Raw genomic sequence first — 20074 nt, 5'->3', positions numbered from 1 at the left:
TTCTAGCGTCAAGGGGCCTGCTTTACTCAACGATTTTCAACTGTGGCGTTAGCGCCTCTTTGTCGGTCAGTACGGATTGATAGGGATCATGCGCGTCCAACATCATATCGGCCACCCGCCTCAGCACCTGTCGCCGACCCCGGCGTGAATAGAAACCGCCTGACACCTGACTGGTCCGAAGCAGAAATCGGCGATAGATTTGATAAGCTTTCTGATCTGGGGGTTCCGGGTTGGCAAAAAATACAGCCATGGTTTGCCGCGAAACGAACTCGGGCTTGTCATAGACGGATCTGCCAAAAATTCGCAGCGGTATGCCGCGCCACAAAACCTGCTGACCCGCGGTAGAATTTACCGTGACGGCAGAGTTCGCGTCGTCCAGCAGTCTCGCAAGTTTCCCGCCCGGGACATAGTGAACACGGTCCACGATGCCATGTGTGCGCGCCATCTGTCGGACGAGGCGGCGTAAGGGTTCGCGATGGTTTTCAAGCGGATGTTCTTTGACCACCAGCCGGTGGTGGCCCGGCGCGCCTTCTGCAAACCCCTGTATCACGTGCTCCAGAAAATCGGACATGCACGTATAGTCCGAGTGCGCCTGAACCGAGCTGTCATGCCCCAATTGCAGCAAGGCCACGTGATAGGGAAACCCACTGCTGCGCACCCGTGCCGTCGCCCACCAACGTTGAACCCGGTGAAATGGCATCAGGGCAAGGCGTTTGAAGTAAAGCCGGAACTCTTTGGAGACCGGCAGTTCCCGATGCGGTCGAAAATTGCGATAGCGCCGGTTCAGAAACAGAACGAACCAATGGTAAAGCGCCCCATAGAATATGTGCTGCCGCATGTCGCCCCAGTGAGAGGGCGGAGGCGGCATCTGCGCGTCCGTCTGATCCAGTGCCTGCCGCATCTGATCTACGTTCAGGGACATCAGGGACGAGTTTCCGTTGGAACCAGCCCGTTCGTATGTGACCCACCAAGGACGCAGATACCCTTCCTCGAACACATGAACGGTCAGGCCCTTTTCGTGGGCAATCCGAACCGCACTTGCGTGTATCGGGCGTGTGTCACCGTATAACACGATATCCGTAATACCCCGGTCTGCAATCAATTCGGCAAACCTGTCGGGCCAGCGATTGAGGTCGTCACGGAAGGGGATGAAAGTTGATTTGTCAAACCAGAACGCCTGATCGCCTGCGTTGAACCCAACGCGCCAGACCTCAGCCCCGGATGAACGTAATACACGTCCCAATGCGCTGAAGAACGGGCCGTGTGGTCCCTGCAGAAACAGGAAACTGCGGCGCGGCAGGCCATTGGAAGGTGGTGACATCAAGACTGCTCTGGTTGGTTTCGGACGAAATAATGCCCGTTTGCACCTTCCGCGGCAAGGTTGGGCTTGTTCAAAGGGTTGCTTGGCCTTACCTCGGCATACAGTACCGGGCTAGGTTAAAAACTAAGGGTTAGCGAAATGTTTACTGGGATCGTCACCGATATCGGCACCGTCACCGAGCTGGATCAGCAGGGCGATTTGCGGGCGCGGATCAAAACGCGCTATGACACTGCGGGGATTGAGATTGGCGCGTCGATTGCCAGTGACGGGGTTTGCCTGACCGTGATCGCGCTGGGCGGTGACTGGTATGACGTGCAGATCAGCGCTGAAACCGTATCAAAGACCAACCTGAACGCCTGGAAAGTTGGCAAGCGCGTTAATCTTGAGCGTGCCCTGAAGGTTGGCGACGAATTGGGCGGACACATCGTATCCGGGCATGTGGATGGCGTGGCCGAAGTGGTTGCCTTGCAAGACGAAGGGGACAGCACCCGCGTCACTCTGCGCGCACCCAAAGAGCTGGCCAGATTTGTCGCACCGAAAGGGTCGGTTGCGCTGAACGGAACATCGCTGACCGTCAATGACGTGGACGGATGCGATTTCGGGATCAATTTCATCCCGCATACCAAAGAGGTGACGACCTGGGGCGACGTGTCTGTCGGCGAGCAGGTCAATCTGGAAATCGACACTCTGGCCCGTTACGTCGCACGCCTGTCCGAGATGTCCTGAGCGCCCGGCGTCTTGGCCGTGCCCTGACCGGCCAGTGCCGCATGTGGTCTGGCCTTTGAGCGCGCGGTGGTCTATCCACCGGTTCAAACATGCTCTGTGAAAGGCTGCCCCATGAGCTTTGAAACCCCGGGTCCGGTCGAGGCCCAGTTGCGCGACGCAATCAGCCCGATCGAAGACATAATCGACGAGGCACGCAAAGGTCGGATGTACATTCTGGTCGATCATGAAGATCGCGAGAATGAGGGCGATCTGGTGATCGCGGCTGAGTTTGCCGATGCCGAGGCGATCAACTTCATGGCCACCCATGGTCGGGGCCTGATCTGCTTGCCGATGACGGCCGAGCGCATTGATACCCTGGCCCTGCCGATGATGGCGGTGAACAACTCGTCCCGGCATGAAACTGCGTTCACCGTCTCGATCGAGGCGCGCGAAGGGGTTTCGACGGGTATCTCAGCCGCAGATCGTGCGCTGACGGTGGCGACAGCGATCAACGAACAGAACACGATGGCGCATATCGCGACCCCCGGCCATGTCTTCCCATTGCGTGCAAAACGGGGCGGGGTGCTGGTACGCGCCGGACATACCGAGGCTGCGGTGGACATCTCGCGCCTGGCTGGCCTGAACCCGGCGGGTGTGATCTGCGAGATCATGAAGCCCGACGGCACCATGGCGCGGCTGCCGGATCTGGTGGCCTTTGCCAAAGAACACGACATGAAGATCGGCACGATCAGCGACCTGATCACCTATCGCTCGCGTAACGACAATCTGGTGGTTGAAACCTCGCGTGAAACCGTCACCTCGGAATATGGTGGCGATTGGGAGATGCGGATTTTCACCGACCAGACCCACGGCATCGAACATGTCGTGATGGTCAAAGGCGACGTCAGCACGCCCGAGCCGGTTTTGACCCGCACCCACGCCCTGCACGAAGCGCCAGACATTCTGGGCCTTGGTCCGAAGTCCCCCAAAGAGTTGCCGCGCGCGATGGAAAAGATTGCCGCCGAAGGGCGCGGCGTGGTCTGCCTGTTCCGCCAGCCGCGCAATTCGCTGTACGCGGTCGAGGACGAAGGCCCGCGCACCATCAAGCAAACCGGTCTGGGCGCACAGATTCTGTCCAAGATGGGTATTCAGGAACTGGTGCTGCTGACGGATTCGCCGGAAACGAAATATCTGGGGCTCGACGCGTTTGGCCTGTCCATCGTCGGAACCCGCTCGATACTCAAGGATGACTGATCGTGGCTGAACAAGACAAACATGGCGTTTTGCCGACGCCCACCTTCGACAAGCCGGTGAAACTGCTGATCGTAGTGGCCCCGTTCTACCGCGCCATTGCCGACAATATGGTCGCCGGTGCAAAGGCCGAAATCGAAGGGGCAGGCGGCACCTGCGAGGTTGTCGAGGTGCCCGGCGCGCTGGAAATCCCAACCGCCATCGCCATGGCCGACCGCCAGTGCAATTTCGACGGCTATGTCGCGCTGGGCTGTGTCATCCGTGGCGAGACCACGCATTATGAAACGGTGTGCAATGACTCCAGCCGGGCCATTCAATTGATGGGTCTGCAGGGCCTGTGCATCGGCAACGGCATCCTGACGGTCGAAAATGATGATCAGGCCGAAGTTCGCGCCAACCCCGAAAAGATGAATAAAGGTGGCGGAGCCGCCGCTGCGGCCTTGCATCTGATCGCGCTCAGCCGTAAGTGGGGCGCTTCGAAAAAGGGTGTCGGATTCAAACCGCCGTCCGAGTCCATCCTTGTGGCGGGCGACAACAACGGATCCACGACAGCATGACCCAGAAAGACGCGCCGAAACCGGCCAACCAGAAACGCCTGATGAAATCCGCCGCCCGGCTGTACGCCGTGCAGGCGTTGTTCCAGATGGAACAGTCGGGGCAGACGACCGAACAGGTCGTGAACGAGTTTCTGGATCACCGCTTTGGCGCTGTCTACGACGGCGAAGAAATGCTGGACGGCGATATCCGCGTCTTTCGCAAGCTGGTCGAGGACGCCGTGAACTATCAGGCCCCCATCGACCAGATGACCGATCGGGCCCTGGTGGCGAAATGGCCGATCTCGCGAATTGATCCGACCTTGCGGGCGGTTTTCCGGGCAGCTGGGGCGGAACTGACGCAGGGCGACACGCCACCCAAAGTGGTCATTACCGAATTCGTCGACGTAGCCCGCGCCTTTTTCCCGGAAGGCAAAGAGCCGAAATTCGTCAACGCGGTACTGGACCACATGGCGCGCGAGGCCCAGCCCGAGGCGTTCTGACGCCTTTACCCGACCCTTGGGTGCGTTACACTGGTTGGTGTCGTGCAAGGAGGGTCACCATGCCGAAACTTATCCGTCTTTACATCAGACAGGTCGCGCTGGGCTTTGTAATCTCAGCCGTATTCGTCGGGATCCTTTTGGTGCTGAACGTGGCCAATTTACACGATCTGATCACGGGATCGGACGTTGGCCTGATTGCGCTGTTAATGATCTGGTTCATGAACGGTATCGTGTTTGCCGGTGTCCAGTTTGCTTATGCGATCATGAGTATGGCCGAAAAAACCGGTGGCCCGCGCCGTGGATCGCCTGTTGTTCACAGCTTTGAACCAGCGGTCATCCATCAGGACATCCCATCGGCTAAGTAATTTCTTTCCGGAGATATGTGGCGGGACCACCAGTCAACCGTGCGGTTTGATTCCCGAGGACCTGTATGTACAGGTGGGCGCCAGGTAATCAGGCCAGGACCTGAACAGAGCCAGCCCCCTCGGAATTGCTTAAGGCCACCAGAATGCTACCTGTCACAAGAAGGGCAGAACCCGCCACGAGCCTAAGTAGGGTGTGCGGCGGGTTTGCACAAGGGGTCAGGCGTCAACTGTTTCGTGCATTGCAGTGCGCATTTGGCCCAAATGATTGTCCCATCCTTTATCCAGCGCCAGGATGACCTCAAAGGCTTCGGCGGTTTGTGGCAAGCCTTCGTGCTGCAGGCCCAAACGGGTGCCACCGGTCACGGCCTCTAGCGTCCATTTGACCACGCTGACCGCGTCGCCCATGGGTTTTACGGTAAAGGTGTATTCCAGGTATTCCGGCGGGCGGGCGACACGAACCTCGCCCCAGATCAGCAAATCGCCGCTGGTGGTTCCAAACATCTCAAGCTTTTGTCCCGCCGCCAGAGGGTGTTGGGGTTTGTGGAACCATTCTGCCAGGCGGTCAGGCTCTGTCAGATATGCCCAAACGGTTTTCGGCTCTGCCCGAAGAAAGATCGTTTTTTGCAGCACGGAATTGGTCATTTACTTTTCCTTTCAATGGCTTCTTTTAGATTATTCAGGCGGTCGTCCCAGAACTGATCAAAATAGCTGAACCAGTCCAGAACGGGGCCCATCCCGTTAGGTTCCAGCCGGTTAAGGCGTTCCCGCCCGCGCGCCTCGACCGTGATGAGACCGCCATCCGACAGAACCGTCAGGTGCTTTTTGACGGCGGCGCGGGTCATATCAAACTGCTCCGTCAATTGGGCGATGGTCATGTCTTGCGACGCAAGCAGTTGAACAATGTCCCTGCGGGTCGGATCAGCAAGCGCTCGAAACGCATTTTGGGTTTGTTCTCGCATTGGCTTTTCCATTAATGATACCGTTTGGTGCTATTTAAATATAATACCAAAAGGTATCATGTCAAGTGTGATATGATACTTGTATTTTGTTCACGAATTGTTCACATATGAAATATGACGTTAGACTTGCAACCTGGACAGAAATTGGCGCGTGGCGTGGCTCGTCACCTGTCGGCGCATGGCTTTGTTTCGGTTGAGGAATTTGTGCCAACGCGCGGCCTGCGCGTTGATGTCATGGGGTTGGGTCCCAAGGGCGAATTATGGGTGGTTGAGTGTAAGTCCAGTCGCGTTGACTATCTGTCCGATTCCAAATGGCAGGGATATCTGGAATGGTGCGACCGCTTTTTTTGGGCCGTGGACACCGATTTCCCCAGCGAGCTGCTGCCTGCGGAAACCGGCCTGATTATAGCAGATGCCTACGATGCTGAAATCGTGCGAATGGCTCCGGAGGACAAGGTCGCACCGGCACGCCGCAAGAAAATGATCCAAAAGTTTGCAACCGACGCGGCCCGCAGGTTGCAGGCGTTTCGGGATCCAAGGATCTGAACGGTCAGCTTTTTACGGCGCGTGCGGCCTGAACTGCGGCAAGGATTTCATCCGCAATATCCTCGGCCTCTTCGGGTTCGAAATCCATCGGAACTTCGACACCATCGGCTTCGATGAACAGTCGTACCATGCCTTGATCGGTCGGACCGATTTGCAGATTGGCCTGAATGTCTCGTTCAGTATTGATACCCATATGCGCCTCCGGGGATGAGAGTTCGTGCTAGCGCGCAAAGGGTTGAGAATCAAGCTGCCTTTGCGTTCAGATAACGTATGGACGACATTCTGATCAGACCCTTTCTTGCGTCGGACGCCCCGTGGTTGGTGCAACAGCATGGTAAGCTTTACGAACGTGATGAGGGGTTCGACGCCAGCTTTGCGGTTCTGGTTGAACGTATCCTGGATGCGTTCATCGCCGCGCATGACCCAACCCGGGAACGGGGCTGGATCGCCGAGCGCGCTGGCGAAAGGCTGGGCAGCATTTTTTGCGTCACGCTGGACAAGGACACGGCAAAGCTCCGGCTGTTTTTGCTGGTTCCTGAGGTCCGGGGCCAAGGATTGGGTCGGCGCATGTTTGCGACGTGTTTGGCCTTTGCACGCGGCGCTGGATATAAGGAACTGGCCCTGTGGACCCACGAAAGCCACAAGGCCGCCTGTGCGCTTTACAAGGCGGTGGGGGGGCAGTTAATGACCAGCCGCAAGGTCCATTCCTTTGGGGTCGATCTTGTCGAACAAAGCTGGAAATTTCGTCTTTAATCCCCTTGCATTCCCGGTGCGCGTTCGGTACATCGCCCCTCACGAGTGCCGCCTTAGCTCAGTTGGTTAGAGCGCTGGATTGTGGATCCAGAGGTCGCCGGTTCGAATCCAGCAGGCGGTACCATTTTCAAACAAAACACACGATCCAATGCCCGTTTGGGCATGAATCAGATGGTGCCACCAATGTCGGTGCTGCCCCGGATGGGGGATGACATCACAAGCCCGTTGTCTCAGACCCTTGCCAGCAGCGGGGTCAGGTCAAGGCCCCGTGTTTCGAACAGGGCAATCAGATGGCTACGCTGGTCTTCGTTCAGGTGTTTCAGCGCTTTCCGGTGGACGCCAAAAGTTGGTGACGGGGCAGCTTCGGCCTCGGCAATCACCTTGTCGATCATTTCAGATGGATATTCTTTCCAAATGCCCAGATGCTCGCCGGTGAATTCACCATAGAACCGGTCAATGCTGCCTTCGTTGCGGATGCAGGATGCGAATAGCAACATGAATTCTGTCGCGCGCAGCTTGGACGCAAAAAGCGCCTGCACTGAACCATGGCTTTCCGCGACCTCATCCAATACGCGCAACATCAATTGACGATTGATCGGGTTTGGCGTCGCGAACCCGGTGGTGAACGCAATGTCATCAGCCGTTTTGTTAACACCCATGACTTTGAGGCTTTCGTTAAGCCATTTCTGGTGAAATTCGGCCGTTGGTGCGTGCTGAGTGGACAGGCCCCGATCCTCGTCATCAAAGAACTCAGCAGGATCAAGGTCTCGTAGGAAAATGTTTTTTCCGTCCAGTATCAACACCCGGTCGGTTTTGGTGATACGGGCAGAGGCCAGTTTCAGCGCTTGCTGCATCCGGTACCCATTGCCGCCCCGCCATCCGCCTGAGGCAACAAACGGCAGCCGGTACCGATTTTCTACATAAAGCCATTCTGTCAGGCTGCGCCGCCGCTTGCGATCCATGCCCAGCAAAAGCTCATCACCGCCGAAGATCCGAACTTTGGGGGCGTGGGGGCCATAGGCGGGGCGTATGTCTTCCAACCTGCGGCGGATATGGTCTTCGTTCACATCGTTGATGATCAAATTGATGTCGGTCACGGCATCCGGGTGCGCCATCCGCGCCAGGGATTGCGCCTGATACCGCAGCAAATCCAAATCACCGGAAAAAGCGATTGTAACGAGGCTGATCATGATTTGATATTTTCAATGGTTTAACACGAATATGTTATATTGAATGTAACCTTCTGAAGTTCAAGTGCTTTGTTCACCAATAAGCGCTATTTCGCCAGACCTGAGGTTCAGCCCCATTGCGGGGCTGTGCAGGACCGCTGTCAGTTCGTGCGGTCAAAGACATGTTGATTGTGTTCAGCGCGCCAGATTGACGCGAAACTTTATCCGGCTTTTTTGGGCCACTGGAAGGTGCCGGTTCAGCCGTTTGTTAATCAGGCCAAATCCCCAGACAACCACCAGCGTTAGCAGGATGAAGTAAAATGCCAGAATGGGGTAGGGCACAAACGGGTTGAATGTCTTGTCCGCGAAATACCCCGCGTAATACAGCGCATCGCCTCTTTGTTGCCAGACCGGAAAGGCCGAGAAGAACACCAGCGTGGTGGCGTGGAACAGGAAGATCGCCTCATTCGTATAGGCCGGCCAGGCCAGCCGCAGCATGGTTGGCCAGATGACACGGCGGAAGCGAGACCAACCCGTCATGCCGTAGGCATCTGCTGCCTCGATATCCCCTTTGGGGATCGACCGCAGCGCGCCATAGAAGATTTCACCCGAATAGGCGGCGGTGTTGAGGAACAGAACGATCAGCGCGCCCAGCCAGGCCGACGTGAGCGTATCAAGTAACGGATAGCTCTGCTTGAGCGACAGGAAGAAGAAATAGGCAAAGAAGAATTGGATGAACAACGGCGAACCGCGGAACAGAAAGATGAACCACTCCGAAGGTTTGCGCAGCCATCGGTTGGCCGAGGCCTTGCCCAGGGCCACAGCGGTGGCCAGGAAGAACCCGGTAACCAGCGCCATCAGGCCAAAATAGATGTTCCAGATCATGCCTGAACCGATCAGGGTAAACTGCTCGCACAGGGTGAAATCACTCTTGGGCAGCAAACGCTCGCCGAAACCGACCGAGCGCAGGGCATAGTCCTGGATCGTCTGGATGCAGCTCATGCCGTGGTCTCCTTGCGCAGCAGCTCTCCGCCCGAAGTTGCCTGACCGTGTGACAGGCGGCGCATCAGCCGTTCAAGGCTGATTTCCGAGAGGCGGGTCAAACCCAGGTAGAACACCAGCAGGGCAAGGAAGTACCACATGCGCCAGTCGCCATGCGGGTATTGCGTGAATTTCGGGTTTTTGAACCCGCCCAACTCGCGCGCCCAATAGACGATATCTTCGATGCCCAACAGGAACAGCAGGGGTGTGGCCTTGATCAGCACCATCCACAGGTTCGACAGGCCGGGCAGGGCGAAGACCCACATCTGCGGCACAAGAATGCGCCAAAAGGTCTGTCGCGGTGTCAGGCCATAAGCCTCGGCCGTTTCCAGCTGCGCGTGGGGGACAGCGCGCATACCACCAAACAGAACGTTGGCGGCAAACGCGCCGAACACGATGGAAAAGGTTATGACGGCAAGAAAGAAACCATAGGTTTCATGCACCCATTCCGGGGAATTGCCCAGCGGCAGCTTGGCCGCCTGACAAACGACAAAGTCGTTGCCCTGCCGGATCGGATCGGTCCATTCCGGGCACAGAACCTTGTGGCGGGTCCATTCGAACGCCTGATCCAACGCGATTACGAAAAACATAAAGAATGCGATATCCGGCACGCCGCGCACAATGGCGATATAGCCTTTTCCCAGCAGGCTGAGCGGAGGGAAATGCGACCGGGCCGCCATCGCGCCCAAAAATCCAAAACCCAGCGCCACCGGCGCGGTGATCGCAAGCAGCAGCAGGACCTTGAAAAAGGACAAATAGAAAAGAAAATGCACACCGTTGGTCAGATAGCAGGAAAACCATCGGAACGTGCCGAGCGTATCGGGATCAGAGCAAAACGAGAAAATGGCGGGCCTCTTTGATTGGCAAAGGCTCAGATGCGACGCGCCCGGATGTCAGGCGCGCCGCTCAGTTCAGGATCAGAAGGTCGAGGACACTTCCCATTTGGTGATCAGCTCGTTCAGGCTGCCGTCATCCTTCATGGATTGGATGGCCGTGTTGAACTTTTCTTTCAGCTCACCGTCGGATTCACGAACGCCCACGCCGACGCCACCGCCCAGCGGAACCTCTTCGCCAACGAAGATCAGACCCGAGCTGTCTTCGGTGAAAGGCAGCAGAAAGGATTTGTCTGCCAGAACTGCATCCGCTTCGCCATTGCGCACGGCGGCGATGGTTTCTTCGGGGCTTGCGAATTCAACCAGCGTTGCGCCGGAATCAGCAACATAGCCGGCCTGAATGGTGCCGGTTTGTGCGGCAATCACGCCGCTGGCCAGATCAACGCCATCGGACGTGGCGATATAGGCGGACGGGTCCGGCGGTGTGTAGTTGTTGGTAAAGTCGATGACTTCTTCACGCTCGTCGGTGATCGACATACCCGCGATGATCGCGTCATAGTTGCCCGACACCAGGTTCGGGATGATCGAATCCCAATCGTTCTTGACCCATTCGCAGTCCAGGTTGGCGCGCTTGCACAGCTCGTCGCCCAACTCGCGCTCGAACCCGTCGATTTCGCCAGCGTCATTGACAAAGTTCCACGGGGCGTATGCGCCCTCGGTTCCCAGGCGGATGGTGTCCGCCATGGCCATGCCAGCGCTCAGCGCCAGTGCTGCGGTGGTCAGAATCAGGTTTTTCATTGTGTACTCCCCAGTTAGATTCCGTTCCGAATTTATGCCGCCTTTGTGGCGGATAGAAAGCCCTGAAGACGTGTTGATTCAGGGGTCGTGAAAATGTCTTCCGGCAGGCCTTCTTCTTCGACGAGGCCCTGATGAAGGAAGACAACGTGGCTTGAGATATCGGCAGCCATTTTCATGTCATGAGTCACGATGATCATGGTGCGCCCTTCGGCAGCCAGATCTTTGATCACCCGGATCACTTCCTGCTCCAGTTCCGGGTCCAGCGCGGATGTGGGTTCGTCGAACAGCAACGCCTCGGGTTCCATGCACAGGCCGCGGGCAATCGCCGCGCGCTGTTGTTGCCCGCCAGACAGTTGCGCCGGGTAGACGTCGCATTTGTCACCGATGCCGACCTTGTCCAGATATCTGCGGGCGCTTGCCTCGACCTCGGCCTTGTCGCGGCCCAGTACGGTCACAGGGGCCTCCATCACGTTTTGCAGGATGGTCAAATGGGCCCACAGGTTGAATTGTTGGAACACCATCGACAAGTTTGTGCGGATGCGCAGAACCTGCTTTGGATCGGCGGGGCGGCGGCTATGCAAATCACCGCTCCAGCGCACTGGTTCGCCCTTGAACAAAATCTCACCTTGCTGGCTGTCTTCCAGCAGGTTGCAGCAGCGCAAAAGCGTTGATTTGCCCGACCCTGACGACCCAATCAGAGACACCACATCCCCACGTTTTGCTGTTATGTCGACCCCCTTCAGCACTTCCAGATTGCCGAAGCTTTTGTGTAGGTTCTTGATCTCAATCACAGGAGTGGAATCTGTCACGGGTCGTCCAGGCGTTATTGGTGTTGGTGCGGTACTAGGACTTAAAAACCGGCGTAATGCAATGCGCAAATGACATGATCGAAGGGTGAAACCGTCAATTTGGCCAGACGATCTGGCCAAATTGGTCAGCAGGCAGGCAGAGCTGCCCTAGTTTGGGTTTGGAACCGCCAGATAGCGCTGCGCAGGGATGTCGATCAGGCCGCGAAGGTGCAGCAACGCGTGATCTGCGGATGACAGGTCGCGGATGGCCGCGCGGACGGCCCGGGCGATCTCATGCGCGTCTTGTGTGTTGGCCGTGATATAGGGCAGGGCGGGCGTTGGTTCCGTTAACCCGACCTCGCGCAATGCCGCACCCAGGTCCGTGTGTTCTTTCAGCATTTCCCATGTCAGCGCGTCCAAGGCAGCAAAATCCGCGCGGTGTTCGGCGACAGCCTGCGCCGACAGTGCGTGACCGCCGGTTTCCAGAAAGGTATCCGGGGGGCAGCCGCCCTGGGTCAGATGCACCATGGGGGCGGCCCAACCGGACTGGGACAGGTTTTCGTTGTACGCAAATGTGCCGCTTACAAGCTGATCCAGCCCGCGCAGGTCGTCCTTGCGCGCAACAAAGACCGAGCGGTAATAGCCTGGCGGACACCCGTGTAATCCATAGTCGGGGGTGCCAACCAATTGTACCTTGCCATGCAGATGGGTGCGATACGGCATCCCACAGGTTTGGGCGAACACCAGTTTAGGGTTCTGCCAGACGTCCCAGACATCGGCGTCGCGGGTCAGTTTTTCGGGACCAAAACCCAGATGAGATCGAATCAGAGACCAATACCGATCATTGGCCGGTTGCAGCGCGGGCATGTCGTACATGCCCAGCATTGCAATCACGATTTGGCGGCTTTCTGGCGGGCCAGCGCCGAATCCACGTCGCTGACTCCCAGCAGGCTGACCACCAGCCGCAGCAGGGAATCTTCTTCGCCAGTGCGATGCCCATCAACCAAAGCAACAGACCACATCGCCTGTACTACGGCGAGACGGTCGTCATAGGCCACTGCCTCTTTGATGGCGCGGGTAAAGCGGACGGTGTCGGGGGCTTCGGCCTCCAGATCTTCGGCGCGCGCGCGCAGAGCGGCGGCCTCGAACGGGGACAGACCGTAGCGTTCGGCCGAAATTCGGTCGATTCGGGCCATCTCGGTATCGGCATAATCGTTGTCAGAGCGGGCAATGCGCACCAAAAGGGCCGTCAGGGCCAGGCGGGCGTCATCATCGGCAAGCGGATCGGGCTGCGGCTGTGTAAGCCGGGACAGGAAATCACTGAACATCCGCAAGATATAGAGGGGGGTTAGCTGTCTTCCAAGCGTCTTTGCATCCGCTCGCGCGCAATTTGGCTATCGTTAAAGCTGAGCCCCATGGCGATGCGGGCTTCTTCGACGATCTTGATCTCTCCCTCGTCCGAGTTTCCGTCGGCCAAAACGACCTCCCACAGGGCATCAAGTGCTGCCAGACGTTCCTGCAAGTCGGTCGTCTCGCGGATCAGCTTGCCGAAAGTGTCCGTATCGGGGGCCGCAGTGTGCAGTTTTTCACAGGTGGCGCGGACTTTGGCGGCCTCGATCGCGTTATGCTGATACAGGCGCGCCAAAATGCGGTCTATCAGGCTGATTTCCTCAAGCTTGTAATCCCGATCCGCCTGAGCCACGCGCACAAGCAGTGCCCCCAATGCCAGTTCAGCGTCTGGATCGGGCAGATTGTCGTGTTGCGGCGGGCGGAAGGCCTGAAAGAGCTTTTTCAACATAGCGTGAGGTTATTCCATATTTTGTGGACCGCCAAGCACTGACTACCCGTCATAGCACTGAATGAACACTTGACCGCCGATCAGATTCAGATCGCGCAAGGCTGCTGCCTATTGTTAATGCGCGTCATCACGGCGGGCAAGCGTGTCATCGCGTCGGGTTCGCCCCGTCGCGTTGGTCAGTCAGCGGACCCAAGCGCCTGTTTTGCCTGTTCCTGCAACCAGCCCAGCATCTGACGATACGGCACCGGCCCATAGCTGATCCGTGCCACACCAAGCGACGCCAGTGTCGCGGTGTCGGGTGTGCCGGGCAGGGCGATGATGTTGACCGGCAGATCGGTCGATTCGCACAGCCGTGCAATCAGGGCCTCGTCCTTTAGACCGGGGGCAAAGAAACCGCTGGCCCCGGCATCGGCATAGGCTTTGGCCCGGGCCATCGCGTCGTCCAGCATCGCGTTGTCGTGGGTGTCGGGCTTGGCCTTCAGAAAGATATCCGTACGGGCGTTGATGAAAGCGGGGATACCTGCGGCATCGCAGCCTTCCCGCATGGCCCGGACCCGTGCTTCCTGAGTTTCGATATCATAAAGATCACTTGTTCCAACGATCTGGTCTTCGAAATTGAACCCGACAACGCCCGTTTTCAGCGCGCGCTGTACGTTGGCGGCAACGCCCAGCACATCCTTGGCATAAGCGCCTTCGAAATCCAACGACACTGGAAGGTCAACCGCCGCAGTGATCCGTTCGGCATTGTCCAGCGCAGTTTCCAAGGGGATGTTTTCACCATCACCAAAGCCTTGCGCCATCGCAACGGGCGCGCTGCCGGTCGCAACCGCCTTGGCGCCCGCATCGCGCACGGCCCCGGCGCTGCCTGCGTCCCAGATATTGTACAGGATGACCGGCTCACCCTTTTTGTGAAGGGCCGCAAAGTTTTCTGCTTGGGTGATTTGGTTGATCATGGCCGGTCTCCTGTCATTGGGTCGAGGACAGTTAACCGTGCAAACGGCCGGTGCGTACAGGTTTTTTCGCACCAGCCGTCACAATACGGTGACCCGTTCGGCGTCAGACCAGACGCGAGGTCTCTTTCGCGGCGCGCACGAAATCGCGGAACAGGGGATGCGGCTCAAAAGGTTTGGATTTCAGCTCGGGGTGGTACTGCACACCGATGAACCACGGGTGATCCGACCATTCGACGATTTCCGGCAAACGCCCGTCCGGCGACATGCCTGAAAAGTTCAGGCCTGCCTTTTCCAACTGCTCGCGGTATTTGATGTCCACCTCATAACGGTGGCGGTGACGTTCCTCGATATTGGTACCGCCGTATACTTCGGCCACTTTCGAGCCGTCGGCCAGTACCGCATCATAGGCACCCAGACGCATGGTGCCGCCCTTGTCGTCGCCCACTTTGCGTTCAACCTTGTGGTTGCCCTGCACCCATTCTTTCAGGTGGTAAACAACAGGTTCGAACCGTTTTTTGCCAGACTCGTGATCGAATTCTTCGGACCCGGCTTCGGCAATTCCGGCTGCGTTGCGTGCCGCTTCGATAACAGCCATCTGCATACCCAGACAAATGCCCAGATAGGGCACTTTATGTTCACGGGCATATTGCGCCGCCTTGATCTTGCCTTCGGTGCCGCGTTCGCCAAACCCGCCGGGGACGAGGATCGCGTGGAAGCCCTCCAGATGGGGGGCGGCGTCTTCGGTATCGAACACCTCGGCATCGACCCATTCGACCTTGACCTTGACCCGGTTGGCCATGCCGCCATGGGTCAGCGCCTCGGCAATCGACTTATAGGCGTCCTCAAGCTGGGTATACTTGCCGACGATCGCAACTTTCACTTGGCCTTCGGCGTTATGAATGCGGTCGCTGACGTCTTCCCATTTCGCCAGATCGGGCTTGGGGGCGGGGCTGATCTGGAACGCGTCCAGAACCGCCTGATCCATACCTTCACGGTGATAAGCCAGCGGGGCGTCATAGATGGTCGACAGGTCCTGCGCCGCGATCACACTGTCGGGGCGGACGTTGCAGAACAGGGCCAGCTTTTCGCGTTCTTTCTTGGGAATCGGGCCCTCGGACCGGCAAACCAGAATATCGGGGGCCAGGCCAATCGACCGCAGCTCTTTCACCGAGTGTTGGGTCGGTTTGGTTTTCAACTCGCCCGAGGCTTTGATGAAGGGCAGCAGCGTCAGGTGCATGAACAGGCATTGACCGCGCGGCTTGTCCTGGCTGAACTGACGGATCGCCTCAAAGAAGGGCAGACCTTCGATATCGCCGACGGTGCCGCCGATCTCACACAGCATGAAATCAACCTCATCCTCGCCGATGGAGATGAAATCCTTGATCTCGTTGGTGACATGCGGAATGACCTGAATGGTTTTGCCCAGATAATCGCCACGGCGCTCTTTCTCGAGCACATTGGAGTAAATCCGGCCTGAGCTGACCGAGTCAGTCTTGCGCGCGGCCACACCGGTGAAACGTTCGTAATGGCCAAGGTCCAGATCGGTCTCGGCCCCGTCGTCGGTGACGAACACCTCGCCATGCTCAAACGGCGACATCGTGCCGGGATCGACGTTCAGATAGGGGTCCAGCTTGCGCAGACGCACCGAATATCCCCGGGCCTGCAACAGCGCGCCCAAAGCCGCCGAAGCCAATCCTTTGCCCAAGGACGAAACCACACCACCAGTGATGAAAATAAAACGCGCCATGTTTTTTCGGCTGCTCCCGTGAGACGACATTATATGCTGCCCGGCGGTTTGAAAAAACCGCAGCACCACGGGACTTCACGTATAAAGGATTCGCGCCAATAGCGCAAGAGAACCGCAAGATGCTGTTGCAGCTCTCTTTCAGAATTCTAGGTTTTGTGGATCAGTCAGCCTGCGGAATCAGTGGCGCGTTATCGCCCTGTGCCGGAGGTAGCAGATCGCTTTCAGACGGAACCGCAGGTGTGCTTTCTTCGGTTGGTGCCGGGGCCGGAACGCCCAGACGGTCAATAACCGAACTGCCCGAGGATTTCTGCGCCGCCAGAATGGTCAGCGTGATCGAGGTGACGATGAAACATGCCGCCAAAATCCATGTGACCTTGCCCAATGCGGTCGCCGCCGAACGGCCCGCCATGGCACCACCGCCACCGCCGCCCATACCAAGGCCGCCGCCTTCGGACCGCTGCATCAGAACAACGGCAATCAGGCCCAGGGCCAACAGAAGGTGGATGATGAGAACGACGTTTTCCATGGTGGTCCTGTGCAGGGTGGCGTGTATCGCGAGGTACTTATGCAAGTTTGCCAGCGGGGGCAAGGGAGGAGTTCGCATCACGAACGCTGATTGGTAATATCACGCCAAAGGGACTGGACAGTCGGGCAATTGATAACGCAGGCTGCGGCCATGCCACATGACGATCACAATCACCCGCACGCCCTGCTGCCGCCTGAACCCGCACTTCGCGTTAAGGCGCTTGAGACGATTCTGACCCGCAAAGGGCTGATCGACCCGGCAGCACTGAATGAGATTATTGATACCTATCAGAACAAGATAGGCCCGCAAAACGGCGCGCGCGTCGTTGCCAAAGCCTGGACCGATCCGGCCTTCCGGCAGGCGCTTGTCGAAGATGCGACTTCGGTTGTTGCTGACCTTGGATATTACGGCCGACAGGGCGAACACATGGTGGTCGTCGAGAACACACCAGAACAGCACAACATGGTCGTTTGTACCTTGTGCAGCTGCTACCCTTGGCCTCTGTTGGGTATCCCGCCGGGATGGTACAAATCCGATGCTTACCGCGCCCGCGCTGTACGTGAACCGCGTAAGGTTCTGGCAGATTTCGGCGTTGCGCTGCCGCAAGACACCGCAGTGCGCGTGTGGGATTCGACCGCCGAAATACGTTATCTGGTGCTGCCCATGCGCCCCGCAGGCACAGATGGGCTAGGCGAGGATGAACTTGCCGCGCTGGTGACACGCGACAGTATGATTGGCACCGGCCTGCCCAAGGTGCCCGCATGACGCGCGTACATGATATGGGTGGTCGTTTCGGCGACGGACCGGTGACCCCCGAGCCCGAAGAGGGGCCTGTCTTTGCCGAAGACTGGCATGGCCGGGCTCTGGCAATCACATTGGCTGCGGGGGCCTTGGGGCAGTGGAACATCGACACATCGCGCCACACGCGCGAGCGGCTGTCCCCAAAGGACTACGCGCGGTTTTCCTATTATGAGAAATGGGTATCCGGTCTGGCCGACCTGTTGGTGGAAAAGGGTGTGTTGACGGTGGAGGATTTGACCAACGGGGGCGATGACGCCTTACATCCGTTGGCTTCGCGCGCGCTCAAGGCCAAATCTGTTTCTGCGGCCTTAGCGAGTGGTGGGCCGGCGGACCGGCCCTCGGACGTGCCCGTCAAGTTTGAAGTGGGGCAAAAAGTGCGCACCCTGCATCCTGCCGCCAATCGGCTGGTGGACGGTGGGCACACGCGGTTGCCGGTCTATGCCGCCGGGGCCGAGGGGCACATTTTGAGGCTGCACGGAACCCATGTCCTGCCAGATTCAAGCGCGCATGGTCTGGGTGAGGCCCCCGAACCCCTTTATGCCGTCGTATTTCCGGCCTCACAGCTTTGGGCTGATCCCGAACACCCCAATGACGAGGTGGTGTTGGATCTTTGGCAAAGCTATCTGGAGGCGCAATGACCGATTGCATCACGCATAGCGCGCCGGAGCCAGCCTTTGCCGAACCCTGGCACGCGCAGCTTTTTGCCGTGACCGTGGCGCTGAACGAATCCGGCCGGTTTGCGTGGCCGGACTGGGCCGCGCGATTTTCCGAAACCCTAAAGCGTAATGGTCTGGCAAAAGATCTGGACGGCGGCGACGATTACTTTCAGGCTTGGCTTGAAACGCTAGAGGAACTGCTGGCCGAGAACGGAGAAGCGCCCCCGGAAGACGTTCAACACCTGCAAAACGCCTGGGAAGACGCATATCTGACAACGCCGCACGGTCAGCCCGTCCGATTGGCGCGGACATAACGCCCACTGCGGCGAATTACCGGTTTCCCTGTCGCTTTCACCCCGCTATATGAGCCGAGTTTGATAACTCAGCGCAAAAGGACCGGATATGGCCAACGTGGTTGTTGTCGGCGCCCAGTGGGGTGACGAAGGAAAAGGCAAGATCGTCGACTGGCTCAGCGAGCGTGCAGACGTGATCGCGCGTTTTCAGGGCGGGCATAATGCCGGTCATACGCTGGTCATTGATGGCGAGGTCTATAAGCTACACGCGCTGCCCTCGGGTGTGGTGCGCGGCGGTAAGCTGAGCGTTATCGGCAATGGCGTTGTGCTGGATCCCTGGCATCTGCTCAAGGAAATCGAAACCGTTCGCGCGCAGGGTGTGGATATTTCGCCCGAAACGCTGATGATCGCCGAAAACACCCCCCTGATCCTGCCAATCCATGGTGAGCTTGACCGGGCGCGCGAAGAAGCGGCGAGCAAAGGCACCAAGATCGGCACAACCGGGCGTGGCATCGGCCCGGCGTATGAAGACAAAGTGGGCCGCCGTTCTGTTCGCGTGGCGGACCTGGCGGATGAGGCGACATTGGAAGCCCGCGTTGACCGTGCGTTGCAACACCACGATCCGCTGCGCAAAGGTTTGGGTATCGTACCCGTCGATCGCGATGCGCTGATTGCTCAGCTGAAAGACATTGCAGCGCAAATCCTGCCGTTTGCCGCGCCTGTTTGGAAGGTGCTGAACGAAAAGCGCAAAGCCGGCAAACGTATTCTGTTTGAAGGTGCGCAGGGCGCATTGCTGGACATTGATTTCGGCACCTATCCCTTTGTTACCTCGTCGAATGTTATTGCTGGGCAGGCGTCGACCGGGGTTGGCATCGGACCGGGTTCGATTGATTTCGTGCTGGGTATCGTCAAAGCCTATACAACCCGCGTTGGAGAAGGCCCGTTTCCAACCGAACTGGATGACGCTGACGGGCAGCGTCTTGGCGAGCGTGGGCACGAGTTTGGAACCACCACGGGCCGCAAGCGCCGCTGTGGTTGGTTTGACGCCTGTCTGGTACGCCAGACCTGCGCGACCAGCGGTGTGAACGGTATCTCGCTGACTAAACTGGATGTGTTGGACGGGTTCGAGACCCTGAAAATCTGCACCGGGTATGAGCTGGATGGCAAGCGGCTGGATTACCTGCCTACTGCTGCTGATCAGCAGGCGCGCTGCACACCGATCTACGAAGAAATGCCGGGTTGGAGCGAATCCACCGAAGGCGCGCGCAGCTGGGCGGATCTGCCCGCCAACGCGATCAAATATGTGCGCCGGGTCGAGGAGTTGATTGACTGCCCGGTTGCGCTTTTGTCCACCAGCCCGGAGCGGGACGACACCATTCTGGTGACCGACCCCTTTGCTGACTGATGAGCGGGGGGGACAAGCCTGGCCTCAGCTACAAGGCGCGTCGGCGCTGGTCGCTGGTGCTGCTGCTGGTTGGGTTGCCGGCCTATATCGTTGCGGTGGTGACCGTGGTGAACTGGCTGGACCGCCCGCCGATCTGGCTTGAATTACTGGTCTATATCCTGCTTGGCATTCTTTGGGTGTTGCCATTCAAGTTTGTTTTTCGGGGTGTTGGCAAAGAAGACCCAGATCAAGAATCTGATTGATCCACTCAGTTGCCTGAATATGACCTGCGTGCCAAATTCCTGAAAAGTGACTTTGTGCGGCGCAATCAGGTAATTCGGGCAGCTAGAA

The 20074-nt window shown here is 58.1% G+C and carries 27 protein-coding genes and 1 tRNA gene; 13 read left to right on the top strand and 15 right to left on the bottom strand.

The features are described 5' to 3' along the window. Positions 1–22 precede the first annotated feature (22 nt). Positions 23–1321: a capsule biosynthesis protein gene (locus JT51_RS03040; RefSeq protein WP_037307661.1), complete on the bottom strand. Its 1299-nt coding sequence runs from the start codon at positions 1319–1321 to the stop codon at positions 23–25. Between the two features lie 138 nt (positions 1322–1459). Between JT51_RS03040 and JT51_RS03035 the strand changes: the two genes are divergently transcribed. From JT51_RS03035 to JT51_RS03015, 5 genes are all read left to right on the top strand, one after another. Further along, positions 1460–2047: a riboflavin synthase gene (locus JT51_RS03035; RefSeq protein ID WP_037307657.1), complete on the top strand. Its 588-nt coding sequence runs from the start codon at positions 1460–1462 to the stop codon at positions 2045–2047. A gap of 111 nt (positions 2048–2158) precedes the next feature. Then, positions 2159–3280 (top strand): 3,4-dihydroxy-2-butanone-4-phosphate synthase, encoded by a 1122-nt coding sequence (gene ribB / locus JT51_RS03030; protein WP_037307654.1) that lies wholly within the window; start codon positions 2159–2161, stop codon positions 3278–3280. A 2-nt stretch (positions 3281–3282) separates the two neighbouring features. Further along, the gene (locus tag JT51_RS03025; RefSeq protein WP_037307651.1) at positions 3283–3834 is read left to right on the top strand and encodes a 6,7-dimethyl-8-ribityllumazine synthase; all 552 of its coding nucleotides are present in this window, start codon (positions 3283–3285) and stop codon (positions 3832–3834) included. Then, the gene (gene nusB, locus JT51_RS03020) at positions 3831–4313 is read left to right on the top strand and encodes a transcription antitermination factor NusB (RefSeq protein ID WP_037307648.1); all 483 of its coding nucleotides are present in this window, start codon (positions 3831–3833) and stop codon (positions 4311–4313) included. Before JT51_RS03025 ends, nusB begins: the two co-directional genes overlap by 4 nt. A 59-nt stretch (positions 4314–4372) precedes the next feature. After that, complete coding sequence (locus JT51_RS03015; protein WP_037307646.1) at positions 4373–4678, top strand: hypothetical protein; 306 nt, start codon at positions 4373–4375, stop codon at positions 4676–4678. A gap of 216 nt (positions 4679–4894) precedes the next feature. Here the strand turns inward: JT51_RS03015 and JT51_RS03010 are convergent, their stop codons facing one another. Both JT51_RS03010 and JT51_RS03005 read right to left on the bottom strand, forming a co-directional pair. Then, a complete protein-coding gene (locus JT51_RS03010) occupies positions 4895–5320 on the bottom strand; it encodes an SRPBCC family protein (protein ID WP_037307643.1) in 426 nt (141 codons plus the stop codon). Beyond that, positions 5317–5637 (bottom strand): ArsR/SmtB family transcription factor, encoded by a 321-nt coding sequence (locus JT51_RS03005; RefSeq protein WP_037309369.1) that lies wholly within the window; start codon positions 5635–5637, stop codon positions 5317–5319. Before JT51_RS03005 ends, JT51_RS03010 begins: the two co-directional genes overlap by 4 nt. Positions 5638–5751: 114 nt before the next feature. Here JT51_RS03005 and JT51_RS03000 point away from each other — a divergent pair, with 114 nt between their 5' ends. Then, positions 5752–6183: an MmcB family DNA repair protein gene (locus JT51_RS03000; protein ID WP_037307640.1), complete on the top strand. Its 432-nt coding sequence runs from the start codon at positions 5752–5754 to the stop codon at positions 6181–6183. Between the two features lie 4 nt (positions 6184–6187). On the opposite strand, the gene JT51_RS02995 is transcribed toward JT51_RS03000, so the two are convergent. Beyond that, positions 6188–6376 (bottom strand): DUF6324 family protein, encoded by a 189-nt coding sequence (locus JT51_RS02995; RefSeq protein ID WP_037307638.1) that lies wholly within the window; start codon positions 6374–6376, stop codon positions 6188–6190. 77 nt (positions 6377–6453) lie between these two features. Here JT51_RS02995 and JT51_RS02990 point away from each other — a divergent pair, with 77 nt between their 5' ends. Both JT51_RS02990 and JT51_RS02985 read left to right on the top strand, forming a co-directional pair. Further along, positions 6454–6936: a GNAT family N-acetyltransferase gene (locus JT51_RS02990; protein ID WP_037307635.1), complete on the top strand. Its 483-nt coding sequence runs from the start codon at positions 6454–6456 to the stop codon at positions 6934–6936. Between the two features lie 47 nt (positions 6937–6983). Beyond that, a tRNA-His gene (locus tag JT51_RS02985) sits at positions 6984–7060 on the top strand. 106 nt (positions 7061–7166) lie between these two features. Here the strand turns inward: JT51_RS02985 and JT51_RS02980 are convergent. From JT51_RS02980 to secG, 11 genes are all read right to left on the bottom strand, one after another. Next, positions 7167–8126 carry a DUF6492 family protein gene (locus JT51_RS02980; RefSeq protein WP_037307633.1) on the bottom strand — a complete coding sequence of 320 codons (960 nt, stop codon included), beginning with the start codon at positions 8124–8126 and terminating at the stop codon, positions 7167–7169. A 174-nt stretch (positions 8127–8300) separates the two neighbouring features. Further along, entirely contained in the window at positions 8301–9107 is an 807-nt protein-coding gene (locus tag JT51_RS02975; protein WP_037307631.1) for an ABC transporter permease, read from the bottom strand. Beyond that, complete coding sequence (locus JT51_RS02970) at positions 9104–9991, bottom strand: ABC transporter permease (protein ID WP_037307629.1); 888 nt, start codon at positions 9989–9991, stop codon at positions 9104–9106. Before JT51_RS02970 ends, JT51_RS02975 begins: the two co-directional genes overlap by 4 nt. Positions 9992–10063: 72 nt before the next feature. After that, positions 10064–10777: a transporter substrate-binding domain-containing protein gene (locus tag JT51_RS02965; RefSeq protein ID WP_037307624.1), complete on the bottom strand. Its 714-nt coding sequence runs from the start codon at positions 10775–10777 to the stop codon at positions 10064–10066. Between the two features lie 32 nt (positions 10778–10809). Next, positions 10810–11586 (bottom strand): ABC transporter ATP-binding protein, encoded by a 777-nt coding sequence (locus JT51_RS02960; protein WP_037307623.1) that lies wholly within the window; start codon positions 11584–11586, stop codon positions 10810–10812. Between the two features lie 147 nt (positions 11587–11733). Further along, a complete protein-coding gene (locus tag JT51_RS02955; RefSeq protein ID WP_037307622.1) occupies positions 11734–12459 on the bottom strand; it encodes a PhnD/SsuA/transferrin family substrate-binding protein in 726 nt (241 codons plus the stop codon). After that, positions 12456–12893, bottom strand: coding sequence for a TerB family tellurite resistance protein (locus JT51_RS02950; RefSeq protein WP_037307621.1), 438 nt, complete (start codon positions 12891–12893; stop codon positions 12456–12458). Before JT51_RS02950 ends, JT51_RS02955 begins: the two co-directional genes overlap by 4 nt. A gap of 20 nt (positions 12894–12913) precedes the next feature. Next, a complete protein-coding gene (locus tag JT51_RS02945; RefSeq protein ID WP_037307620.1) occupies positions 12914–13363 on the bottom strand; it encodes a TerB family tellurite resistance protein in 450 nt (149 codons plus the stop codon). 176 nt (positions 13364–13539) lie between these two features. Beyond that, positions 13540–14316 (bottom strand): isocitrate lyase/PEP mutase family protein, encoded by a 777-nt coding sequence (locus JT51_RS02940; RefSeq protein WP_037307617.1) that lies wholly within the window; start codon positions 14314–14316, stop codon positions 13540–13542. A 103-nt stretch (positions 14317–14419) separates the two neighbouring features. Beyond that, positions 14420–16063: a CTP synthase gene (locus JT51_RS02935; protein ID WP_037309365.1), complete on the bottom strand. Its 1644-nt coding sequence runs from the start codon at positions 16061–16063 to the stop codon at positions 14420–14422. A gap of 160 nt (positions 16064–16223) precedes the next feature. Then, entirely contained in the window at positions 16224–16589 is a 366-nt protein-coding gene (gene secG / locus JT51_RS02930) for a preprotein translocase subunit SecG (protein WP_037309362.1), read from the bottom strand. Between the two features lie 150 nt (positions 16590–16739). Between secG and nthA the strand changes: the two genes are divergently transcribed. The 5 genes from nthA (at position 16740) to JT51_RS02905 (ending at position 19986) form a co-directional block, all read left to right on the top strand. After that, entirely contained in the window at positions 16740–17354 is a 615-nt protein-coding gene (nthA, locus tag JT51_RS02925; RefSeq protein ID WP_037307612.1) for a nitrile hydratase subunit alpha, read from the top strand. Next, positions 17351–18028 (top strand): nitrile hydratase subunit beta, encoded by a 678-nt coding sequence (nthB, locus tag JT51_RS02920; RefSeq protein WP_037307609.1) that lies wholly within the window; start codon positions 17351–17353, stop codon positions 18026–18028. The genes nthA and nthB overlap by 4 nt, the downstream gene beginning before the upstream one ends. Next, positions 18025–18360, top strand: coding sequence for a nitrile hydratase accessory protein (locus JT51_RS02915; RefSeq protein WP_037307606.1), 336 nt, complete (start codon positions 18025–18027; stop codon positions 18358–18360). Before nthB ends, JT51_RS02915 begins: the two co-directional genes overlap by 4 nt. Before the next feature lie 88 nt (positions 18361–18448). Next, a complete protein-coding gene (locus JT51_RS02910; protein WP_037307603.1) occupies positions 18449–19744 on the top strand; it encodes an adenylosuccinate synthase in 1296 nt (431 codons plus the stop codon). Further along, positions 19744–19986 (top strand): DUF2842 domain-containing protein, encoded by a 243-nt coding sequence (locus JT51_RS02905; protein WP_037307600.1) that lies wholly within the window; start codon positions 19744–19746, stop codon positions 19984–19986. Before JT51_RS02910 ends, JT51_RS02905 begins: the two co-directional genes overlap by 1 nt. Positions 19987–20074 lie beyond the last annotated feature (88 nt).

Origin of the sequence: Ruegeria halocynthiae (assembly GCF_000743705.1) — a bacterium.
GTDB classification, from domain to species: Bacteria; Pseudomonadota; Alphaproteobacteria; order Rhodobacterales; family Rhodobacteraceae; genus Ruegeria; species Ruegeria halocynthiae_B.
The sequence above is the reverse complement of the archived record's forward strand: the minus strand, read 5'-3'. Positions and strand labels throughout refer to the sequence as shown.